The following is a 13,933-nucleotide window of genomic DNA, read 5'->3' as shown; positions in this document are numbered from 1 at the left end:
TGGTTACGCTGGCCGCTTGGCGAGCGTGGGAGGTGGCCAGGTGGGTGCTTCGGCTTGGTCGGTCCGCGGCCGGTTCGACGGCGATCCGGAAGCGGCGCTGGACGCGATGAAGGCGCGTGTCTTCGAGGAGGGCGACTACCTCTGGGAGGAGGACGAACTCGGCCGCCCGGACTCGATCGACGATCTGTACGAGGTGGAGAGCGTCCAGGAGTCCGGGACGCATTCCGTGCTCGACGTCCACGAGTTCATCAGCGCCACGGGCGAGGACGACTTCGGCACGATCCGGCCCCTGACCGACGCCGAGCTCGTGGCCGCCTTCGGCACCGAGGAGCCGTCCGTCGCCGACTTCGACGAACTCGACAAGGCGGGGCGGCTGCCGTACGAGCGCCGCCCGCGCTGGAGCGCGAACTGTGCGCTGCTGTACGAGAACGACGTCGCCGTCGAGCTGGCGATCTGGGGTGTCTCGGGGGACTAGGCCGCCGGGTCACCCGGCGTGCTTGCGAGCGCTGTCGTGACCGGCCGGGTCACGCGGAAAGGCGCCCCAGTTCGGCCTTGACGGCCTCGACGGCGGCCTTGGTCTCGGCGGCCGGATCGGCCCCGTCGCGGGCGATCCGGCCCAGTGCGTCGACGAGCGCCGTGTTCGCCGTCGACGTCCACAGTGGACCGGCGGCGCGGCCGTTCTCCTTGACCAGCTTCGCGGCGTCGGCCGCCGCGGCGACCTTGCCGAGCACGCTCAGCCGCGCGGGCAGGTGGAACCCGAACCTGGTGGCGAACTCCTGCTGGAAGTCGACGCGCTCCAGCCACAGCCATTTGACGAAGTCCTTGGCGGCGTTGGGGTTCAGGCTCTTGGCGTGCACCATCGCGCTCAGCCCGCTGACCGGGACGGACGGTGTGCCCGCCGCGTCGAGCCGGGGGAACGGCAGGATGCCGAAGTCGTCCTTCACCGTGTCCTGGATCTTCGGCAGGTTCCACAGCCAGGTCCACTGCATGGCGGTGAGCCCGTCGATGAACGGGAGCGGATCCGCCAAGTCCGTCGAAGCGCCGAGCAGCAGCGAACCGTTGAGCTCGTGGAGTTTCGCGAACGCCGTGGCGGCACGCGGATCGTCGAAGCCCGCGGATTTGCCGTCCTTGACGTAGTCGAGGCCGGCCGACCACAGCAGCGGCCCGGCGAGCGCCGCCGCGCCCGCGTCGTCGCCGGCGAACAGTCCTTTGACGCCGTCCTTGGACAGTTTCTTCGCCGCGTCGACGAGTTCGTCCAGCGTCTGCGGCGGCTGGACACCGGCCTCCTGGAGAAAACTCTTGCGGTAGAAGAGGACCTGGGTGTCGAGTGCCTGCGGGATCCCGTAGATCTTGCCGTCGACCGTCTGCGCCGCCAGTACCGAGGGGTTGAAATCCCCGCGTACGGGCCCGACGACGTCGTCCAGCGGGACGAGAAGGTTCTGCCGGACGCGGTCGACGGTGACCTGGCCTTCGAAGACGTCCGGGACCGGGCCCGCCTGCAGTGCGGCGTTCAGTTTCGTCTCGTAGTCGTCCGGATTCCACTGCACCGCGACCTTGGACTTCTGGTACGCCGCCGCATAGCGCGTGACGGCTTCTTGGACGCCCGCTTCGGGATAGGGGTGGTACCACTGCGCGAGGTCGACCGGTTTCGGTTTCGGCCTGGTCACCCCGGCGGAGTAGGCCGTCGACGGGGGCGGGTTTCCCGTTTGGACGGTGTTGGACCCGCAGGCGGAGAGCAGGGTCGTCCCCGCCAGCGCCAGGAACGTCCGCCTGTTTGTCTTACGCACCAACAAAACCCTTCGCCGAACGCAGTGAAGGCCATCTTCAGGGACCAGCGTCCCTCAAGATGGCCTTCACGGAAGGGCAGGCGCGCGGGAGATTAACCCGTTAGAGCTGACTGATGTCGAGTTTGCCTTCGGAGTGGAACGCGCGCAGCCGCTTCTTGTCGAACTTGCCGACACTGGTCTTCGGGACTTCGTCCACAAAGGTCCAATTCTCCGGCAGCTGCCACTTCGCGACCTTGTCCGACAAGAACTCGCGCAGTTCCTCGGCCGTGGCGCTCTGGCCCTCCTTGAGCACGACGGCGACCAGTGGGCGCTCGTCCCACTTCTCGTCGGGGATGCCGACCACGGCCGCCTCGGCCACCGCGGGATGCGCCATCACCTGGTTCTCCAGATCCACCGACGAGATCCACTCGCCGCCGGACTTGATGACGTCCTTCGCGCGGTCGGTCAGCGTGAGATAGCCGTCCGGGCTGATCTTCCCGACGTCGCCGGTGCGCAGCCAGCCGTCGTGGAACTTCTCCGGGTCGGGCTCCTCACCGGTCGTGCCGCTGTAGTACGACGCCGCGATCCACGGGCCCTGCACCTCGAGCTCGCCGACGCTTTCGTTGTCCCACGGCAGTTCCTCGCCGTTGTCGCCGATCAGCCTGGCGCTGACGGACGCCGGGAACCGGCCCTGGGTGTAGCGGTACTCCCACGCCTTCTCGCCGGTCGCGGCGGCGGGCGGACGCGCGACACTGCCCAGCGGCGAGGTCTCGGTCATGCCCCAGGCGTGCAGGATCGGCACGTCGTAGCGGTCCTCGAAGGCGTGCATCAGCGAAGGCGGCGCCGCCGATCCGCCGACGACGACCTCGCGCAGATGCGAGATGTCCTGCGGGTTCGCGTCGAGGTGGGAGAGCAGGCCCTGCCAGATCGTCGGGACGGCGCCGGCGAAGGTCGGCTTCTCGGCCGCGAGCATCTGGGCGATGGGCGCGGGCTGGAGGAAGCGGTCCGGCATGAGCAGCGAAGCGCCGACCATCATCGCCGCGTACGGCATGCCCCACGCCATCGCGTGGAACATCGGGACGATCGCGAGGGCCTTGTCGTGCTGGGCCAGCCGCATGCTGTCGGACATCGTGACCTGCATGGAGTGCAGCCAGATCGACCGGTGGGAGTACGCGACGCCCTTCGGATCACCCGTGGTGCCCGAGGTGTAACACATCGCGGCCGCCGAGCGCTCGTCCACCTCTGGCCAGTCGAAGGTGTCCGGCTGGCCGGACAGCAGCTCGGCGTAGGAGTGCACCTGGACGCCGTCCGGGGCGGGAAGGGAGGAGGCGTCGCCGTTGGCCACGATGACGTGCCGCACGGTCTTCAGCTCGGGCAGCTGCTTGGCCAGCAGCGGGACCAGCGTGCCGTCGACGATGACGACCTGGTCCTCGGCGTGGTTGGCGACGAAGACCAGCTGCTCCGGGAACAGCCGGATGTTCAGCGTGTGCAGTACCGCGCCCATGGCCGGGATGGCCAGGTACGCGGCCATGTGCTCGGCGTTGTTCCACATGAAGGTGCCGACGCGCTGATCGCCGGTGATACCGAGGCTCCGGAGGGCGTTGGCCAGGCGAGCGGCGTGCTTGCCGAGTTCGCCGAAGGTCTCGCGGCGGGCTTCTGAACCGGTCCAGGTGATGACTTCGCTCTCGGAGTGCACCTTGGTGCCGTGGCGGAGGAGCCTGCCCAGTGACAGCTGCCCGTCCTGCATCGTGCTCAACATCGCGTACTCCCGTGGTGCTCGTTCTCCGGTGAACTGGGGTTGCGCCGACTCTAATCCGGGAGGGGTGAACCGGTCAGTAACATCGCAGGCAACCGTTCGGTCACAGTGTCGCGCTAACGGGTGGCCGCCGGTTCGCGGCAAGATCATCAATAATTCGTATTTTCCGCGCCATGAAACGAAAAATGGCTGACTGTGCGAAGTGATGACATCGCTCATAAGGGTGATGAACTTCGGCAAAACGCGCCCCGGACGAGGTGTTTCCGCAGGCTGGGGCGGGTTGCCCGCGGCGTGGTCGAGGGGTAATAAGTGCGTGTCGGTTTCACGGCCGAGGAACGGGTGGCGTTTACTGGAGCCGTGGTACAGAGACGGCTGGCCAGCGCTTGCTCTTGCAAGCATGGTTTAAAGGCCGTCGGCCGCGAAAGCGGAGACCTGAGATGAAAGGACTACTACGTTGGCTCTGCCCACGTTGACTCCGGAGCAGCGCGCCGATGCCCTCGCCAAGGCGGCTGAGGCTCGCAAAGCGCGCTCCGAGCTGCTTGCGTCGATCAAGTCCGGCAAGGAGAGCATCGACAAGGTGCTCAAGCAGGCCAAGGAGAACAAGACCATCGGCAAGACGAAGGTCACGCAGCTGCTGAAGGCCGTCCCCGGCCTGGGCGCGGTCAAGGTCGCCGCCCTGCTGGAGCAGGCCGGGATCGACCCGGACCGGCGTGCCGCCGGCCTGGGCGAGCGGCAGCGCGAGGCCCTTCTCGAGGCGCTGAAGTAACGCTTCCGCCCAGGTCACGGGCTGTCCGGGGGAAGGTGTTGCCTGAGAGGCTGTTGCCCGGGCAACACTTTCCCCTGGTCTCAGCCGGAGCCTGGGACGCTGGTGGGGTGACGACCAGTACCGCACCGGCGACCCCGGCAGACCTGGCCGCCCGCTACGAGCGGGGCGACTTCCTCCTGGCCACGGCACGGCACGCGCTCCTCGCGAGCGGCGTCGTGGCCACCGCGACCGACACCGAGCCGTCGCGGCTGTCCGGGATGCTCCCCGGGCTGTTCACCGACTCGGGTGCTTCGATCGCGGTCGGTGTGCTGCCCTTCGACACCAGCGGCACCACGTCGACCCCCGGGCACCTGGTGCTCCCGCGCGCGGTCCACCGCGCGTCGTCCGACCACGCGGCCGTCCCGCCGCGCACCGCGCTCCCGCAGCCGGTCAAGGTCACCCCCGTGCCCGAACCCGAGGCGCATCTGGCCGCCGTCCGCGCTGCCGTCTCCGCGCTGAGCGACCGTGACCTGCGCAAGGTCGTCCTGGCCCGCGCGCTCGATCTCGACTTCGGCGAGGCCGTCCCGGCCGCCGCGGTGGTCCGGAACCTGGCGAACGGCAACCCCCGGCACACCACGTACGCCGCGCAGCTGCCCGGCGGGCGCACGCTCGTCGGCGCCACTCCCGAACTCCTGCTCTCCCGCACCGGCGGCGCCGTCGTGTCCCGGCCGCATGCCGGGTCGATGCCCCGGTCGGCGGACCCGGCGATCGACAAGGCGAACGGTGAGGCGCTGCTGGCGTCCGAAAAGGACCACGTCGAGCACGCCGTCGTGGTCGAGTCTGTCGTCGAGATCCTGCGGCCGTTCTGCCGCACGCTCGACGTCCGCGGCCCGGAACTCGTCTCGACGCCGGCGATCTGGCATCTCTCGACCACCGTCACGGGTGAGCTGATCGACGAGGACGTCACCGCGCTGGACCTCGCCGCCGCCCTGCATCCCACGCCGGCGATCTGCGGTACGCCGACCGACGCCGCGCGGTCGCTGGTCCAGGAGCTGGAGCCGTTCGATCGCGAGTACTACGCGGGCGCCGTCGGCTGGGTCGACGCGGCCGGGGACGGCGAATGGGCCGTCGGGATCCGGTGCGCGGAGATCGCCGACACCTCCATGCGGCTGTACGCCGGCGGCGGCATCGTGCCCGCCTCCGACCCCCGGACCGAACTCGACGAGACCTCGGCGAAGTTCCGCACCCTGCTGGCCGCCATGGGCCTGGAGATCTAGAGGCTCGCGAAGGTTTCGGTGACCGAGATGTCGTCCGAGGTGATCAGCGCGACGGCGGCCCGATAGCCCTCGGCCGCCTTCAAGTCCGCGAGGCGGGTCCGGGCCGGGTCGAGGGCGTCGTGGGTCGACCGCACCAGCCGCGCCTGCTCGTCGTAACCGGAGAACGTGATGCTCTGCAGCGGGATCTTGAGGCCCTTCCCGGTGGCCTTCATGACCGCTTCCTTGCGCGTCCAGTAGGTGAAGAACGCCGTCGTGCGCTCGTCGTCGGACAGCCCGGCTATCGCGGCCAGCTCGGCGGGGGTCAGCGCGTACTCCATGAGCGAGTCCTCGGCCCGCCTGGTGGCCGTCTCGACGTCGAGGCCGACCGGCGTCCCCGCGGTGGCCGCGACACCGATGAGGTCGCCGGAATGCGAGATCGACAGCATCAGCGGCGCGCCGGGGACCCTTGGCCGCCCGTGCGGTTTGCCGCAGTCGTCACAGGTCGCGTCGAAGCCCACGTCCTCGACGGCCATGCCGAGCCGCTCGGCGGCGACCGTCTTCGCCAGGACGCGGCCGGTCAGGAACCGGCGTTTGTCGATGTCCTGGCGGTAGTTTCCGTACCGGCCCTGCTCCAGCTCATCGAGCAGGGCCAGGAACCGGGGTTCGGCGGGCAGGGGCTCAGACCAGCGGACCGCGCATTCGATCACGTCTCCTTTCTACCCGATCCCGCACTGGCATCACTCGCGTTTTCGTCGAGGAGCGTCGCCTCGTCGAACGGCGATCGGCCGTCCAGCGTCCGGTCCAGCTGCTCGCGGTCGATCTCGTTGGTCCAGGTGCCGATCAGCACGGTCGCGACGGCGTTGCCCGCGAAGTTCGTCAGCGCCCGGGCCTCGGACATGAACCGGTCGATGCCGACGATGAACCCGACGCCGTCCACCAGCTCCGGCCGGTGCGAGGACAGCCCGCCCGCCAGCGTCGCCAGCCCCGCGCCGGTGACCCCGGCCGCGCCCTTCGACGCGATGATCATGAACACCAGCAAGGAGATCTGCTCGCCGATGCTCAGCGGTTTGTCGAGCGCGTCGGCGATGAAGATGGACGCCATCGTCAGGTAGATCGCCGTGCCGTCGAGGTTGAACGAGTACCCCGTCGGCACGGTGATGCCGACGACCGGTTTCGAGACGCCCGCGTGCTCCATCTTCGCGATCAGCCGCGGCAGCGCCGACTCCGAGGACGACGTCGACAGGATCAGCAGGAACTCGCGGCCGAGGTAGCGCAGCAGCTTGAAGATGTTGACCCTGGCGAGCAGGCCGAGGATCAGCCCGAGCACCACGAACACGAACAACGCGCAGGTGATGTAGAAGCCGAGCATGATCACCGCGAGACTCTGCAGCGCCTTCCAGCCGGTCTCGCCGACGACGGCGGCGATCGCGCCGAACGCGCCGACCGGGGCCGCCCACATGATCATCGCCAGGATCCGGAACACGAGCCGCTGGATGTGCTCGATACCGCGGCGGATCGGCTCGCCCTTCGTGCCCAGTTTCTGCAGCGCGAACCCGGCGAGCAGCGCGACCAGCAGCGTCTGGAGCACCTCGCCTTCGGTGAACGCCGAGACCAGCGTCTCCGGGATGATCCCGAGGAGGAAGTCGACGGTGCCCTCGCTCTTGGCGATCTGGTCCTGTCCCTTTTCGGCGATCTCGGGCGTCAGGTGCAGCCCGGTGCCGGGCTGGAGGATGTTGCCGACGACCAGGCCGATGACCAGCGCGACCGTCGACATGATCAGGAAGTAGCCGAGCGCGAGCCCGCCGACGCGGCCGACCTTCGCCGCCTTCGCCACCGAGCCGACGCCGAGCGCGATCGTGCAGAAGATGATCGGCGAGATCATCATCTTGATCAGGTTCACGAATCCGGTCCCGAGCGGCTTCAGTTCCTTGCCGAGGGCGGGGAACAGGATGCCGACCGCGATGCCGAGCGCCACCGCCACGATGACGGCGATGTACAGGTAATGGGTGCGATCCCGCTTCGTCGCGGGTGCTTCCGTGCTCATGGGTGCCCTTCGACGGGATGGGGACAGGTTGCGAAAACTTATGACAACTCCTCGGCGAACGACAACCGAAGCGGTACCCTGGACTAAGCGAGCGCTTAGTCAGCGCTAGGTCACTGTCGAACAGGAGCGGGCTGACCATGGATTTCTCTCTGAGCGTCGAGGAACGCGAGGTGCGCGACTGGGTCCGCACGTTCGTCCAGCGCGACCTCATGCCGCGTGAGCAGGAGGTGCTGCGCCGCGAACGCGCCGGTCAGCCCGGCCTGACCGCCGACGAGCTGCGCGAACTGCAGCTGAAGGCCAAGGAATCCGGCTTCTGGGGGGTGCAGACGCCCGAGGAGTACGGCGGCATGGGCCTGTCCGCGGTGATGACCGCGCTGCTGGAGGCCGAGCTCGGCCGCACGTTCGTGCCGTTCCGCTTCGGCGGCAGCGCGGACAACATCCTGTACTACGCCAACGACGAGCAGAAGGAGCGCTACCTGCTCCCGACGATCTCCGGCGAACGCAAGTCGTGCTTCGCGATCACCGAACCCGGCGCGGGTTCGGACGCGAAGGCCATCCGGACCTCCGCCCGCAAGGACGGCACCGACTGGGTCATCAACGGCGAGAAGACCTTCATCACCGGCGGCAACGAAGCCGACTTCGTGATGGTCTTCGCGATCACCGACCCGGAGAAGGGCGCGAACGGCGGCGTCACCTGTTTCCTCGTCGACCGCGACGCCGGCTGGAAGTCCGAATACATCGACACCATGGGCGAATGGGGCCCGGCGTCGCTGGTCTTCGAGGACGTCCGCGTGCCGGAGACGCAGATCCTCGGCGAGCTCGGCCACGGTTTCGACCTGGCCATGCAGTGGATCGGCGCCGGCCGCTACCTGCTGCCCGCCCGCGCGATCGGCTCCTGCGAGCGGCTGATCTCCATGGCCATCGAGCACGCGAACACGCGGGAGACGTTCGGGCAGAAGATCGCCGAGCGCCAGGCCATCCAGTGGATGATCGCGGATTCCGGCACCGAGCTGGAGGCCCTGCGCTGGCTGGTGCTGCACGCCGCCTGGCAGGTCGACCAGAAGCTGGACTCACGGCACGCGCAGTCGATGGCGAAGCTGTACGGCGGCGTGAAGGCGAACGAGATCGTCGACCGGGTCCTGCAGATCCACGGCGGGATGGGCTACACGCGGGAACTGCCGGTCGAGCGGTGGTACCGCGAACTGCGGCTGCTGCGGATCTACGAGGGCACCGACGAGATCCAGCGCCGGACCATCGCGCGCAACCTGCTCAAGGGGCACGTCAAGGTCGGCGGCACCTTGGGCTGAGCTTGCCGGACATGCCGTGAAGGCCTCCTTCCCTACGCTCAAGGCAGGGAAGGAGGCCTTCACGGACTTCTCTAGTCTTCCTTCTGGTTCCGCATCGCGATCGGGACCCCGGCCAGGTCCTCCTCGTTGCAGAGAAGTTTCACGTCGTAGTACGGCGAACCCTTGCGGTCGTCGTAGTCGAGATGGACGGCCAGCACGTCGACCGGTTCCCCGAGCCACTCCTGAGCCTGGCGTAGCCATGTCGCGCACCGTTCGAGGGCCGTCGGCAGGTCGTCGTCCCGGAATCCCACCGGGCGGTAGGGGACGTCCTGCACCTGATCACGGGGGTTCGAAGGTACCGGCAACGCCGGCGAGAGACCCGAGTCGTCCAGTTCGAGTTGGATCGTTTGCTCCTCAGTCACCCTTTGAGCGTCCCCCAGAGAAGCCGTCTGAGCAAGGCGTACCGGGTATGAGTCGCCGCTAAACGGGCACTCGCCACACTCCCGAGACCACTTCACGGCAGTTTTGCAGCGCGGCGACGTCCAGTCTGCCTTCACAGGCGAGCGCCCGCAGCGCCAGTTCCGCGTAATGCGCGGCCAGCTGGTCCAGGGTGAGCGGCCCCGCGGGCGAATACCAGCGCGCGACGCCGCTGCACATCTCCACCAGTGCCAGCCGGGTGACCGAAGGCTGATCGGTGTGGAAGACGCCCGCCTTGACACCGTCCCCGATGGCGTCCGCCCACAGCCTTTCGTAGGCGTCGCGCAGCCCCACCACCTCGGCCCGGGCGCCGGGGGTGAGCGCGTGGACCTCGTTGTCCACCACGCGGGTGTCATCCGGTTGGATGGCGTGCGCGAGTACGTGCAGCGCCACCAGGGAGCCGAGCCGTGACACGGGATCGGCGAGCCCGGCGGTCGCCCGCTCGGCCGCGTCGAGCAGGCGCCGCAGCGACTCGTTCATGATGGCGACCAGCAGATCCTCTTTGGTGCCCATGTAGTGGTACAGGCTGGCGGACGACAGTTCCGCCTCCTGCGCCAGATCCCGGATGCCGGTGCCGTGGAACCCCTTGGCGGCGAACAGTTTCACCGCCGCCTGGCGGACCCGCTCGCGGGTGTTCACGACCCGAGGTTCTTTTTCCCGCCGAGGGTCCATGTTCAGAGCCATTCCTCGGTGGTCCTGTCCCAGGAACCGGCGCGGAGGTCGCCCGCCTTCTTGAGCTCACCCTTCGCGACCCGTTCCGACGGTGTCATCGGCAGTTCCGTCACGATGGCCCAGAACCGGGGAACCTTGAAGTAGGCCAGTTTCGTCGAGCAGAACTCCGCCAGTTCGGCGGGCTCGCACCGGTGTCCCTCGTTCTCGTCGAGGACGATGTACGCCTTGACCTCCTCGCCGCGGATGTCGTCCGGCACCGCGATGACAGCGGCGAGCTTCACCGCCGGATGCAGTTGCAGCGCCCGTTCGACCTCGTCCGCGGAGATGTTCTCGCCGCTGCGGCGGATCATGTCCTTCGTGCGGCCCACGTAGTACACGCGGCCTTCGCCGTCCATTGTGGCCAGGTCGCCGGTGTGGAACCAGCCGCCGTCGAACGCGCGCCTGGTCGCTTCGGGATCGTCGTGGTAGCCGTGCATCAGGCCGACGCCGCGGATCAGCAGCTCACCGGTTTCCCCGCGCGGCAGGGGTTTCCCGTCCTCGCCGGCGATCATCACCTCGCGGACGGGCGTCGGCCTGCCGAGGCAGCCGGTGCCGACGGTCTCCTCGTGATCCGCCGGGTGCATCCGGATGTCGCCGCCGGTCTCGGTCATGCCGAAGGCCTCGTACCACGGCGTGCCCCAGCGTGCTTCGAGCGCGGCGTGCAGGTCGCGCGGGATGGCCGAAGCGCAGATCGCGCGGACCTGATGTGCCTTGTCCAGCTCGCTTTCCGGCTGGCGCAGCAGGAGGGTGGGCATCAGGCCGAGGCAGTAGAACCAGGTGACGCCGTGTTCGCGGATCTTCTCCCAGAACGTCGACGGGTGGAAGCGGTCGAGTACCACCAGGGTCGCGCCGCCGGCGAGCCCCAGCGCCACGTTCCACTGTGGATCGATGTAGTGGAACGGTTGCGCGGTCAGGATGACGTCGTCCGCGCCGACCGAGGGGTAGTCCGTGGCGAGGCTGATCGCGAGGGTCGTCCAATACCGGTTCGGCAGTACGCAACCCTTGGGCGCGCCCGTCGTTCCCGAGGTGTACTGGATGTTGACCGGGCGCTCGGCTTCGGACCAGAAGGTCATCCAGGCGCCGTCCTTGGGCGCCACGAGTTCGCCGGGCGTGAGCACGTGTTCCAGCGAGGTCTCCGGCGCGATCTTGTTCAGCAGCTCCAGGAATTCCTCGGCGGCCACGGCGAACCTGGCACCGGAATGCCGCAGCACATGGGCGCCGTCGAATTCGCGGTACCCGGTGTTGACCGGGACGAGGACCCCGCCGATCTTGGCCAAGGCCAGCCACAGCAACGGGAACTCGGGCTGGTTGCGCAGCATCACCGCGACCCGGTCACCCGGTTCCACGCCGAGTTCCAGCAGCGCGCGGGCGAACTCGGTGCTGCGCGCGTCGACGTCGGCGAACGTGAAGCTCTCCCCGGTGGAGTCGAAGATCCACGCCGTCCTGTCCGGCCAGAGCGCGGCGGCCCTGGCGGTCAGGCCGAGGAGGGTGTCGATTCCGGCGAGCGAGGTCATGACCGGCTCCGGAAGGCCTCGGCCGAGGCGGCGACCTCGGCGGAGTGCTCGGTGATCAGCGCGTGGCTGACTTCGAGTTCGAGCGCGGCGTCGAGGGAGCTGTCGATACCGGAATCGAGGGCGCGTTTGGCCATCGTGGCCGCGGCCGCCGGATGCGCGGCGATCTTGGCCGCCCAGTCGAGGGCGGTGTCCATCAGGTCGTCGACGGGCAGGGCGGCGTTGACCAGGCCGAGCCGGGCCGCCTCGGTGCCACTCACGCGTTCGCCCAGCAGCAGGAGCTCCTTGGCCTTCAGCGGGCCGACCAGCAGCGGCAGCAACCGCGACGCCGCGCCCGTGACGCTCAGGCCGAGGGAGACCTCGGGGAAGGCGAACACCGCGTCTTCGGCGGCGAGGATCAGGTCGCAGCCCATCGCGAACTCGGCGCCCGCGCCGATCGCGTAGCCGTGGACCGCGGCGATGACGGGCTGGCGCAGCCCGCGAAGACGGCGCGTCACGTCCTGTAGCCGGTCGAGCCGCGGGCGTGAATCCCCCGGCGGGGTGGGTTCCTTGAGGTCGTGACCGGCACAGAACGCCCGCCCCCGGCCGGCCAGCACGACGGCGCGCGCGTCCGACTTGGCGGCCGCGTCGAGCGCCTCCAGCAGGTCGTCCACCAGTTCGGCGACCACCGCGTTGAGCCGTTCGGGGCGGTTCAGCCAGATGACCGCGATTCCGTCGTCGAGTGCGTAGTCCACGGTGCTCATGACGCCGAGCCTAGACGACCGATCGATCGATCGATAGGGTCGGATCCATGCGGGTCGACACGGTCTACGAGAACGCCCGGTTCCTCACTGGAACGGAGGAATCCGTAGCTATAGCGACACTCAACGGTCGAATTGTCGCTTTGGGCGACGACGCGGCCGGACTTTCCGCAAAACGGCGAGTGGATCTCGGCGGGTCCGTGGTGGTGCCCGGATTCCACGACGCGCACAACCACATGGCCTGGTTCGGCATGGCGCTCGACGACGTCGCCCTGTCCGATTGCCGCAGCGTCGACGAGGTGTACGACGCCGTCGCGCGGCGCGCGGCCGAAACACCTCCGGGCGGTTGGATCATCGGCAGCGGCTACGACCAGAACAAGCTGGACGGCGGCCATCCGACGCGGCAGGGGCTCGATCGCGCCGCTCCGGGGCACCTCGTGCGGCTCAAGCACACTTCCGGCCATATGACCGTGGTCAACTCCGCGGTCCTGGAGCGGCTGGATCTGGCGAACGTGCCGGTCGGCGGCGACGTCGTCCGCGACGAGGACGGTTCGCCGACCGGGCTGCTGCGCGAACAGGCCCAGCTCCTGCTGCGGCCGCTGACCTACCCGACGCCGGTGGAGCGGGTCGTCCGCGGGCTGGACAGGGCGAGCGAGCGGTACCTGGCCGAGGGCATCACGAGTGTCCAGGAGGCCGGGATCGGCGGGGGCCTCGTGGGGGAGACCCCCGCCGAACTCGCCGCGTACCAGCTGGCGCGCGAACGCGGGGTGCTGCGCGTGCGGAGCACGGTGATGGTCGCGGCGAGCGTGCTGCACGAGCTGGACGCGGGCGCCGGCTTCGGGCTCGACCTGGGGATGCGCACCGGGTTCGGCGACGAATGGCTGCGGATCGGCGCGATGAAGCTGTTCGCCGACGGCTCGCTGATCGGCCGGACCTGCGCGATGCACGAGCCGTTCGCGGGCGAACCGGACAACGTCGGCTACTTCCAGGTGCCCGAGGACGAGATCGCGCGGACCATCGCCGCCGCGCACAAGGCCGGATGGCAGATCGCGACGCACGCCATCGGCGACCGCGCGATCACCGTCGTCCTCGACGCCTACGAGGCCGCGCTCAAGGCCGACCCGAGGCCCGACCACCGGCACCGCATCGAGCACTGCGCGGTGCTGCGGCCCGAGGAGCTGCGACGGCTGGCGTCGCTGGGGCTCATCGCCTCGCCGCAGGGCCGGTTCGTCAACGAGATCGGCGACGGCATGCGGGCCGCGCTGGGCCCCGAGCGCGAGCCGTGGTGCTACCGGCTCAAGAGCCTGCTCGACGCGGGATGCGTGCTGCCGGCCAGCTCGGACCGCCCGGTCGTCGAGGGCGCGCCGCTGCTCGCGCTGGCCGACATGGTGCGGCGGAAGACCGCGTCCGGAGTCGTGCTGGGTCCCGACGAGCGGCTCACGCCCGCCGAAGCGCTGCGCGCGTACACGTACGGATCCGCGTACGCCGCTTTCGCCGAGAAGGACCTGGGCACGCTGGAGATCGGCAAGCTCGCCGACTTCGCCGTCCTCTCGGCCGACCCGGCCGACGAGTCCACTTTGGATTCGATCCACGTCGTCGCCACCGCCGTCGGCGGCGACATCGTCTACGAACGGAGCTGAG

At 68.9% G+C, this 13,933-nt stretch carries 13 protein-coding genes; 5 read left to right on the top strand and 8 right to left on the bottom strand.

Annotation, left to right across the window (positions count from 1 at the left end; genetic code table 11):
• Positions 1–40: 40 nt before the first annotated feature.
• The gene (locus tag ACZ1DY_RS38890; protein ID WP_465482628.1) at positions 41–475 is read left to right on the top strand and encodes a hypothetical protein; all 435 of its coding nucleotides are present in this window, start codon (positions 41–43) and stop codon (positions 473–475) included.
• Positions 476–524: 49 nt separating this feature from the next.
• Here ACZ1DY_RS38890 and ACZ1DY_RS38885 read toward each other — a convergent pair whose 3' ends face one another.
• Together ACZ1DY_RS38885 and ACZ1DY_RS38880 are read right to left on the bottom strand one after the other, a co-directional pair.
• A complete protein-coding gene (locus tag ACZ1DY_RS38885) occupies positions 525–1,787 on the bottom strand; it encodes an ABC transporter substrate-binding protein (protein ID WP_465482627.1) in 1,263 nt (420 codons plus the stop codon).
• A gap of 100 nt (positions 1,788–1,887) precedes the next feature.
• Positions 1,888–3,525, bottom strand: coding sequence for a long-chain fatty acid--CoA ligase (locus tag ACZ1DY_RS38880; RefSeq protein WP_465482626.1), 1,638 nt, complete (start codon positions 3,523–3,525; stop codon positions 1,888–1,890).
• Positions 3,526–3,976: 451 nt separating this feature from the next.
• On the opposite strand from ACZ1DY_RS38880, the gene mihF reads away from it, so the two are divergent.
• Complete coding sequence (mihF, locus tag ACZ1DY_RS38875; RefSeq protein WP_005155963.1) at positions 3,977–4,288, top strand: integration host factor, actinobacterial type; 312 nt, start codon at positions 3,977–3,979, stop codon at positions 4,286–4,288.
• A 107-nt stretch (positions 4,289–4,395) separates the two neighbouring features.
• Complete coding sequence (locus ACZ1DY_RS38870; protein ID WP_465482625.1) at positions 4,396–5,544, top strand: isochorismate synthase; 1,149 nt, start codon at positions 4,396–4,398, stop codon at positions 5,542–5,544.
• Here ACZ1DY_RS38870 and ACZ1DY_RS38865 read toward each other — a convergent pair.
• The gene (locus ACZ1DY_RS38865) at positions 5,541–6,230 is read right to left on the bottom strand and encodes a 4'-phosphopantetheinyl transferase family protein (protein ID WP_465482624.1); all 690 of its coding nucleotides are present in this window, start codon (positions 6,228–6,230) and stop codon (positions 5,541–5,543) included. The two genes, ACZ1DY_RS38870 and ACZ1DY_RS38865, sit on opposite strands and share 4 nt — an antisense overlap.
• Positions 6,227–7,567, bottom strand: coding sequence for a cation:dicarboxylate symporter family transporter (locus tag ACZ1DY_RS38860; RefSeq protein WP_465482623.1), 1,341 nt, complete (start codon positions 7,565–7,567; stop codon positions 6,227–6,229). The genes ACZ1DY_RS38865 and ACZ1DY_RS38860 overlap by 4 nt, the downstream gene beginning before the upstream one ends.
• A gap of 137 nt (positions 7,568–7,704) precedes the next feature.
• On the opposite strand from ACZ1DY_RS38860, the gene ACZ1DY_RS38855 reads away from it, so the two are divergent.
• Entirely contained in the window at positions 7,705–8,874 is a 1,170-nt protein-coding gene (locus tag ACZ1DY_RS38855) for an acyl-CoA dehydrogenase family protein (RefSeq protein WP_126730569.1), read from the top strand.
• A 71-nt stretch (positions 8,875–8,945) separates the two neighbouring features.
• On the opposite strand, the gene ACZ1DY_RS38850 is transcribed toward ACZ1DY_RS38855, so the two are convergent.
• Genes ACZ1DY_RS38850 through ACZ1DY_RS38835 form a run of 4 tightly spaced genes read right to left on the bottom strand, consistent with a single transcriptional unit; the run spans position 8,946 to position 12,295 of the window.
• A complete protein-coding gene (locus tag ACZ1DY_RS38850) occupies positions 8,946–9,275 on the bottom strand; it encodes a hypothetical protein (RefSeq protein WP_126730571.1) in 330 nt (109 codons plus the stop codon).
• A 58-nt stretch (positions 9,276–9,333) separates the two neighbouring features.
• Positions 9,334–9,969, bottom strand: coding sequence for a TetR/AcrR family transcriptional regulator (locus ACZ1DY_RS38845; RefSeq protein WP_465482622.1), 636 nt, complete (start codon positions 9,967–9,969; stop codon positions 9,334–9,336).
• 35 nt (positions 9,970–10,004) lie between these two features.
• Positions 10,005–11,555: an ATP-dependent acyl-CoA ligase gene (locus ACZ1DY_RS38840; RefSeq protein ID WP_465482621.1), complete on the bottom strand. Its 1,551-nt coding sequence runs from the start codon at positions 11,553–11,555 to the stop codon at positions 10,005–10,007.
• A complete protein-coding gene (locus tag ACZ1DY_RS38835) occupies positions 11,552–12,295 on the bottom strand; it encodes an enoyl-CoA hydratase/isomerase family protein (RefSeq protein ID WP_257484121.1) in 744 nt (247 codons plus the stop codon). Before ACZ1DY_RS38835 ends, ACZ1DY_RS38840 begins: the two co-directional genes overlap by 4 nt.
• A gap of 47 nt (positions 12,296–12,342) precedes the next feature.
• On the opposite strand from ACZ1DY_RS38835, the gene ACZ1DY_RS38830 reads away from it, so the two are divergent.
• Positions 12,343–13,932: an amidohydrolase gene (locus ACZ1DY_RS38830; protein ID WP_126730577.1), complete on the top strand. Its 1,590-nt coding sequence runs from the start codon at positions 12,343–12,345 to the stop codon at positions 13,930–13,932.
• Position 13,933: the final 1 nt, after the last annotated feature.

The sequence above is a fragment of the Amycolatopsis sp. PSD-21 genome, from assembly GCF_055561455.1.
This window is presented reverse-complemented; position numbering and strand designations above follow the sequence as displayed.

What these genes read in the sequence shown, in the direction of transcription:
- ACZ1DY_RS38830 (WP_126730577.1), top strand. Translation starts at nt 12,343, where the DNA reads ATGCGGGTCGACACGGTCTACGAGAACGCCCGGTTCCTCACTGGAACG.
- ACZ1DY_RS38860 (WP_465482623.1), bottom strand. Translation starts at nt 7,567, where the DNA reads ATGAGCACGGAAGCACCCGCGACGAAGCGGGATCGCACCCATTACCTG.
- ACZ1DY_RS38835 (WP_257484121.1), bottom strand. Translation starts at nt 12,295, where the DNA reads ATGAGCACCGTGGACTACGCACTCGACGACGGAATCGCGGTCATCTGG.
- ACZ1DY_RS38855 (WP_126730569.1), top strand. Translation starts at nt 7,705, where the DNA reads ATGGATTTCTCTCTGAGCGTCGAGGAACGCGAGGTGCGCGACTGGGTC.
- ACZ1DY_RS38880 (WP_465482626.1), bottom strand. Translation starts at nt 3,525, where the DNA reads ATGTTGAGCACGATGCAGGACGGGCAGCTGTCACTGGGCAGGCTCCTC.
- ACZ1DY_RS38840 (WP_465482621.1), bottom strand. Translation starts at nt 11,555, where the DNA reads ATGACCTCGCTCGCCGGAATCGACACCCTCCTCGGCCTGACCGCCAGG.